The 6,942-nt window shown below is 43.9% G+C and carries 5 protein-coding genes, 4 tRNA genes and 1 rRNA gene; 1 reads left to right on the forward strand and 9 read right to left on the reverse strand.

Annotated features, from left to right (window positions below):
* Position 1: 1 nt before the first annotated feature.
* The 5 genes from secE to EKG38_RS23230 form a co-directional block, all read right to left on the reverse strand.
* A complete protein-coding gene (gene secE / locus EKG38_RS23210; protein ID WP_126523282.1) occupies positions 2 to 373 on the reverse strand; it encodes a preprotein translocase subunit SecE in 372 nt (123 codons plus the stop codon).
* 262 nt (positions 374 to 635) lie between these two features.
* Positions 636 to 1,820 carry an elongation factor Tu gene (gene tuf, locus EKG38_RS23215; RefSeq protein ID WP_126523274.1) on the reverse strand — a complete coding sequence of 395 codons (1,185 nt, stop codon included), beginning with the start codon at positions 1,818 to 1,820 and terminating at the stop codon, positions 636 to 638.
* A gap of 191 nt (positions 1,821 to 2,011) precedes the next feature.
* A tRNA-Gly gene (locus tag EKG38_RS23220) sits at positions 2,012 to 2,085 on the reverse strand.
* A 35-nt stretch (positions 2,086 to 2,120) separates the two neighbouring features.
* A tRNA-Tyr gene (locus tag EKG38_RS23225) sits at positions 2,121 to 2,205 on the reverse strand.
* Between the two features lie 7 nt (positions 2,206 to 2,212).
* Positions 2,213 to 2,288: transfer RNA gene (locus EKG38_RS23230), tRNA-Thr, on the reverse strand.
* A gap of 230 nt (positions 2,289 to 2,518) precedes the next feature.
* Here EKG38_RS23230 and coaA point away from each other — a divergent pair.
* A complete protein-coding gene (gene coaA, locus EKG38_RS23235) occupies positions 2,519 to 3,469 on the forward strand; it encodes a type I pantothenate kinase (protein WP_126523283.1) in 951 nt (316 codons plus the stop codon).
* Between the two features lie 16 nt (positions 3,470 to 3,485).
* On the opposite strand, the gene birA is transcribed toward coaA, so the two are convergent.
* From birA to rrf, 4 genes are all read right to left on the reverse strand, one after another.
* Positions 3,486 to 4,448, reverse strand: a complete 963-nt coding sequence (gene birA / locus EKG38_RS23240; protein ID WP_126523284.1) for a bifunctional biotin--[acetyl-CoA-carboxylase] ligase/biotin operon repressor BirA — start codon at positions 4,446 to 4,448, stop codon at positions 3,486 to 3,488.
* Entirely contained in the window at positions 4,441 to 5,475 is a 1,035-nt protein-coding gene (gene murB, locus EKG38_RS23245; protein ID WP_126523285.1) for a UDP-N-acetylmuramate dehydrogenase, read from the reverse strand. Before murB ends, birA begins: the two co-directional genes overlap by 8 nt.
* 1,161 nt (positions 5,476 to 6,636) lie before the next feature.
* Positions 6,637 to 6,713: transfer RNA gene (locus EKG38_RS23250), tRNA-Asp, on the reverse strand.
* A gap of 99 nt (positions 6,714 to 6,812) precedes the next feature.
* Positions 6,813 to 6,928: ribosomal RNA gene (gene rrf, locus EKG38_RS23255) — 5S ribosomal RNA — on the reverse strand.
* Between the last annotated feature and the right edge of the window lie 14 nt (positions 6,929 to 6,942).

Here is a 6,942-nt window from a genome sequence, read left to right on the forward strand (position 1 = left end):
CCTATACGCCTGTAATAAAATTGACAATTCTCAGCAATACAGCGTCCATACCCCAAAGGATCAACGCTAGAATACCGGTCGCGGCTAATACAATAAATGTTGTATTAAGCGCTTCTTGACGCGTAGGCCAAACTACCTTACGTACTTCAATTTGTGCTTCACGAGCAAAAACAAGCGCTTGCTTACCTTTCTCAGTTTGAAGCGCAATAAATCCTGCAATAACGAAAGCTACTACTACACTTATTGCACGAACCAACACACTGGTTTCGCTATACATCTGATTGCCGACAATGGCGGCAGACAATAAGATAACGACTAGGGCCCACTTTACAATATCCAGAGAATTACCCTGGCTTTCAGTATTTGTTGTCATCGGTTAATTCCGTTACTCACTACGACCTGAGCTTGTGATCGGCTGTTTGAATTTCTGCAAATCCATCAACCCATTAAAATCCAACTTGCTACTCTAAACACCTAACCTAAGCTCAGAGGGTCAAAAATCGGCCATAGATTGTATTCTTATTCCGGCTACGAAGCAAGAACACTAGCGACCTTGGATCAACATAGCATATAAAAAAACAAAAAAAGGAAGCCGAAGCTTCCTTTTCTTTAGTGTCTTCTCAGATTAGTCGCTATTAAGCAACAATCTCAGCTACAACACCAGCACCAACAGTACGACCACCTTCACGGATAGCGAAGCGTAAACCTTCATCCATCGCGATTGGGCAGATTAGCGTAACAGTCATAGCAACGTTGTCACCAGGCATTACCATCTCTACGCCTTCTGGCAATTCGATAGTACCGGTTACGTCAGTTGTACGGAAGTAGAACTGTGGACGGTAGCCTTTGAAGAATGGAGTGTGACGTCCACCTTCTTCTTTTGACAGAACGTAGATTTCTGACTTGAAAGTTGTGTGTGGAGTGATTGAACCAGGAGCAGCAAGAACCTGACCACGCTCAACATCTTCACGCTTAGTACCACGTAGAAGAACACCACAGTTCTCGCCAGCACGACCTTCGTCAAGAAGCTTACGGAACATTTCAACACCAGTACAAGTAGTCTTAGTAGTATCTTTGATACCAATAATTTCTACTTCTTCACCAACTTTGATGATACCGCGCTCTACACGACCAGTTACTACAGTACCACGGCCTGAGATTGAGAAAACATCTTCGATTGGAAGGATGAATGCACCATCGATAGCACGCTCTGGCTCTGGAATGTAAGTATCTAGTGCTTCTGCAAGCTCAAGAATCTTAGCTTCCCACTCTGGCTCGCCTTCAAGGGCTTTAAGCGCAGAACCTTGGATAACTGGTAGGTCATCACCTGGGAAGTCATATTCAGAAAGAAGTTCACGAACTTCCATCTCTACAAGCTCAAGAAGCTCTTCATCGTCAACCATGTCACATTTGTTCATGAATACGATGATGAATGGTACGCCAACCTGACGTGAAAGCAGAATGTGCTCACGTGTTTGTGGCATTGGACCATCTGTAGAAGCAACTACTAGAATCGCGCCGTCCATCTGTGCAGCACCAGTGATCATGTTTTTAACATAATCGGCGTGACCAGGACAATCTACGTGTGCGTAGTGACGAGCAGGAGTGTCATATTCGATGTGAGAGGTATTAATTGTAATACCGCGCTCACGCTCTTCTGGAGCGTTATCGATCTGTGCGAAGTCTTTAACTTCACCACCGTAAGTCTTCGTTAAAACTGAAGAGATAGCAGCAGTTAGAGTTGTTTTACCATGGTCAACGTGACCGATGGTACCCACGTTTACATGTGGTTTATTACGTTCAAATTTTTCTTTAGCCATGGTATTGCCCCAATCAGATATCTTGGTGATGAAACCTACATATAACAAAAAATCCGATGCATAAATGTCATCGAATCAATTATTGTTGTCTGTAATTAGGATGTTTGAAAGTGGCTGGCACTGAAGGGCAGAATCTTAGAACCTAACCCTTTAGGGCGTGCTCATCAAGTCAGAGCACTGTCAGCGAAAATTGGAGCGGATGGCGGGAATCGAACCCGCGTTATCAGCTTGGAAGGCTGGAGTAATACCATTATACGACATCCGCGCAACCTACTTCAGGTTACCTAACTACCTAGAAAATGGTGGAGGGAGAAGGATTCGAACCTTCGAAGGCTGAGCCGTCAGATTTACAATCTGATCCCTTTGGCCACTCGGGAACCCCTCCAGAGAAATGGTGCCGGCACCAAGAGTCGAACTCGGGACCTACTGATTACAAGTCAGTTGCTCTACCAACTGAGCTATGCCGGCGTGTCATTTCGGTAGCGGATATTATGGAAATGTCGGCTAGAGTGCAATAGCAAAATCGAAAAAAAATGAAAAAAAGCCTTAATACCTGCCTTTTTGGTTACAAAAACAGCTTTGCGTTTGTTTTTGCAGCACGCAAACCGAGTATGCATAAACATCTCGCTGAAAGTCAGCTTTAATATTGTTCGAGATAATTTGTTAGTGTACTGTGCCTCCTCACAGGGAGAAAACCAATGACATCCGAAAATCCAATTCACAATGCACTGTATCTGGGATTCAACAGATCACAGTGGGCAGGATTAAGGGAATCGGTACCTTTAACACTCAACGAGCCTGAACTTGCTGATCTTAGGGGTATAAATGAGAAGCTCTCTTTGACTGAGGTCACCGATATCTATCTCCCACTTAGCCGTTTACTCAACCTAATTGTGGGTGCAAAGCAAAAAAGAGGCTTAGTGCTCAACGAGTTCTTAGGTCGAAAGCCCCCCAAGCGTCCTTACATTATAAGTATCGCCGGCAGTGTTGCGGTTGGTAAGAGCACGACCGCACGTATTCTTCAGGCTCTACTCAGCCAGTGGCCTGAGCACCCAAGAGTCGATCTCGTCACCACCGATGGATTCCTTTATCCGCTTGCTGAACTCAAGCGTCGCGGTTTATTGCAGAGAAAAGGCTTCCCTGAAAGTTATGATATGAAGATGCTGGTTGAATTCATCTCCAATGTCAAAGCGGGAAATGAACACGTCAAATCACCACTTTATTCGCATATCAGCTACGACCGAATTACAGATGATTACCAAGCCATCGAACAGCCAGATATCCTAATCATAGAGGGGTTGAATGTTTTACAATCGGGACAGGATTCGGCGGTAGGAATTCAACAGCCATTCGTATCAGATTTTGTCGACTTCTCAATCTATGTCGATGCAGAGGAACAATTGCTGAAGAAGTGGTATATCGATCGGTTTTTACAATTTCGCGGTGGTGCTTTCAGTGATGAAAAATCCTATTTTCATCACTATTCAAACTTGGCCGATAACGAAGCAGAAACAATTGCTGCCAATATTTGGGACAGCATTAACGGACCCAATTTGAAATTAAATATCGAGCCCACTCGCGATCGTGCACATCTGATCCTGCAGAAAGGATGCGATCACTTGATGAGCCAAGTTTTGTTGCGAAAGTAATAGGTAGCCAGAAGCGCTAAACAGCGCTTCTTAAACTTATTTCACCGCCAACAAAGGCTTCTAACCCATTATTTGTATCGAGTAGAATAGCTCCAGTCTCATCGATTCCGCGACAGATACCAAGCACCTGGTTTTCTCCCATCAATAACTTGACCTCTTTACCATAAAAGATATCTATCTCTTGCCACCTTGGTAAGAAGACTCTCATCCCATGAGATTCGAATTCGATAAGGTCTTGATGCAATTGTTTCTGCAGGGCCACCATCAAGTCGGTCTTATTCAAACTTGGGTCCTGAAGTGACAAGTCACTCCAAGGTTGATCAATCTTCTCACCCTGAGTATCAGACATGGAAACATTTATCCCGATTCCGATGACCAAGTGACAATGGCTATCCGCCTGCCCATTCATCTCTATCAATACGCCGGCAAGTTTCCTGTCATTAAGGTAAATATCATTAGGCCACTTGACACCTAGACCCTCGATCTTGAACGACTCCAATGTCTTTACTAAAGAACAGGCAACGACAAGACTTAAGCCCGCCGCCTGCGCCATCCCTTGAGATAAGTTCCAGTACATTGAACAATAAAGGTGACATCCATAGGGAGAAACCCAAGTCCTTCCACGTCTTCCTCTGCCGGCCGATTGATATTCTGTTACACAGATATCACCAGAGTTAAGCTCATCGACGTTCTTAAGGAGAAATGCATTAGTGCTCGAGATTTCATCGAAATAAAAACAACGTTGATTAATTGCTGATGTTAATTTCTTTTCATCTATGAGTGAAATAGCATTAGCAAGTTTGTAGCCCTTACCCTTAACACTATAGATTTCTACGCCATACTCTTCTAACGCGGAAATGTGTTTACCAATCGCAGTTCTTGATATTCCCGCTTGCTTAGCCAAGACCTCACCAGACACAAAGCCTCCGGAGTTAAGCGTGGCTATGATGGCGCGTTTTCTTTCCCATTGTTCAATCATCAATTAACTCCTGCTCTCCATAAGCTCCCATGACCCTAGGTTCGGCTTCTAAAGTCACATCGAATTTGTTTTTAATTGTCTCTATAACTTTTAATGCGAGCTTAAGGATATCTTTACCGCTAGCCTGCCCTCGATTAATTAATACCAAAGCTTGCTGCTCATGAACAGCCGCATCACCAACAGATGCCCCCTTTAAGCCGGCATTATCAATTAACCAGCCTGCCGCTAATTTTACTGAACCATCAGGCAAAGGATAGCCAACAAGCGATGGGTGTTTCTCAATCAACTCTTGGAATTTCGAAGATGAGATAATTGGATTTTTAAAAAAACTACCTGCATTTCCTATCAACCTTGGATCGGGAAGTTTTTCATTACGAGTACTGCAGATACAGTCAAAAATCTCCTTCGGGGTAACGCCTGTGTTTTCAAAGCGCTTTAGAGGACCATATGATAGGTTAGGTTGCCAATTTTTGGCTAACTTAATTCCAACACTGGTGATGACAGAAATCCCCTTTAAGACTCCCTTAAAAATAGATTCTCGATAGCCAAACTGACACTCATCCTGCTTATAACGTGTTAATTCACCATCACGGAGATCGAGAAATTCAACCCAATCGCAGATCTCCATAAACTCTACTCCATAAGCACCGATATTTTGAATTGGCGCAGCCCCGACCGTCCCAGGGATCAATGCCAGATTTTCTAGCCCTGGCATCGAGGCTGCCAAACAGTATTCAACTAATCGATGCCATCCTTCACCGGCTTCCACATTTAGATAATAAAACTCATCATCTTCATGGCAGACGATACCTTTGGAGCAAACCTGAACAACGGTACCCAGATAGTTTTCAGTTAATAAAATATTACTGCCGCCACCCAATACCAAATAAGGCTTCCCCTCAGCAAACAGCTTTGAGCATAACCTTATTAGTTCGCTTTTCGTGTCTACCGATATCAATTCACTACAGGCGTAGTCGACACCGAACGTATTATAGGGTTTTAACGAGCAATTTGATTTAACTGACATAGTCTGTGGTTTTATGGCAAAGGAATCATTGTAGCGCATTTAGAGTAAGGAAAATAATCACTATATAGATTCTCAAATACCCAATGACATGCACACTCGTTCGTAGCAGAAGATGATGACTCTCTATGTCTGAGGTCGTCCAAAAAAGAGCCCTACAATAGCGTCACGAAAACCGAGACGCTCGCCCTAATACTATTAAATATTATGACATCAAACAGAATCGTTACGTGATTACCGGGTCAATATCTTAAAGACCCGGTGTTGATAGAGGCGAAAAAAAATCAGACCGAACCATGCAGTTAAACATCTTTTTTGAGTTACGTATGCCGAATGGCATCTGGAACACCATGAGTCCAACTGAACTACGACGTGCAGGGAAGCACCAATGTCACGTAGACCATGGATTACGAGAGTGACCGCCCTTAGATTTTTCCAATACAACGAAAAAAAGCCTGCCCTATTTTTTGATAAAAGTGCAGAGGCTTTCGTCTTTAATTTTTTAAATAACAGATACGAAAAAGCCCTAACCTAATTCTGTAGAGAAATGGTTAGGGCTTATCGTAATGTTTGAGGGTGAATATGACGTAGTCATGTGCTTATGAACGCGAGGCATGTTCAAAAATGTTCCCTACATTTTTAGACATTTCCAATATCCATATCAGTCAGATGCCGAACTGGGCAGTTAAGCATGGATGCTGTTGGACGGGACGGCCGCGACATCTATAAATCACATATTCCAAAACGAAAAAAGTCTCTACATTTCTGTAGAGGCTTTCGTCTTTGTGTTGGCGGAGCGAACGGGACTCGAATATGCCTTCGGCACGCATGACAGGCCAACTATCTCTAACAAAAAGCCCTAACCAACTGAACGACGACATGCATGGAAGCATTAATGTCACGAAGACCATGGATGGTCGAGAGTGACCGCTCTGCTCGTATCTTTTTATTCCATAAATAACAGACACGAAAAAGCCCTAACATTTCTGCTAGGGCTTATCGTAATGTTGGCGGAGCGGACGGGACTCGAATGTGCCTTCGGCACGTGAGACAGGCCGCTTTCTATTCATAAAGAGGCTAACCAACTGAACTTCCGCTCTTTTGGTTTTATCCGCCACAACGAAAAAAGCCTCTACATTTCTGTAGAGGCTTTCGTCTTTGTGTTGGCGGAGCGGACGGGACTCGAACCCGCGACCCCCGGCGTGACAGGCCGGTATTCTAACCAACTGAACTACCGCTCCTTTAGCAAAGTGCTTACGCATAATGCTAAATTCTTTTATCGTCGCTAACTTGTCAGGGTTAGTAGACGTGCTCTCACTATAAGTGAAAACTTATTAGGCGCCTGGAAATGACCTACTCTCACATGGGGAGACCCCACACTACCATCGGCGCGATTGCGTTTCACTTCTGAGTTCGAGATGGGATCAGGTGGGGCCACAATGCTATGGTTTCCAGACTAATTTGGTAAAA

Origin of the sequence: Shewanella canadensis, from assembly GCF_003966225.1 — a bacterium.
Taxonomy (GTDB): domain Bacteria; phylum Pseudomonadota; class Gammaproteobacteria; order Enterobacterales; family Shewanellaceae; genus Shewanella; species Shewanella canadensis.

Bases quoted from the DNA above. Each gene is read 5' to 3' on its own strand.
- tuf (WP_126523274.1), bottom strand. From the start codon at position 1,820: ATGGCTAAAGAAAAATTTGAACGTAATAAACCACATGTAAACGTGGGT.
- birA (WP_126523284.1), bottom strand. From the start codon at position 4,448: ATGATTGAACAATGGGAAAGAAAACGCGCCATCATAGCCACGCTTAAC.
- murB (WP_126523285.1), bottom strand. From the start codon at position 5,475: ATGTCAGTTAAATCAAATTGCTCGTTAAAACCCTATAATACGTTCGGT.
- secE (WP_126523282.1), bottom strand. From the start codon at position 373: ATGACAACAAATACTGAAAGCCAGGGTAATTCTCTGGATATTGTAAAG.
- coaA (WP_126523283.1), top strand. From the start codon at position 2,519: ATGACATCCGAAAATCCAATTCACAATGCACTGTATCTGGGATTCAAC.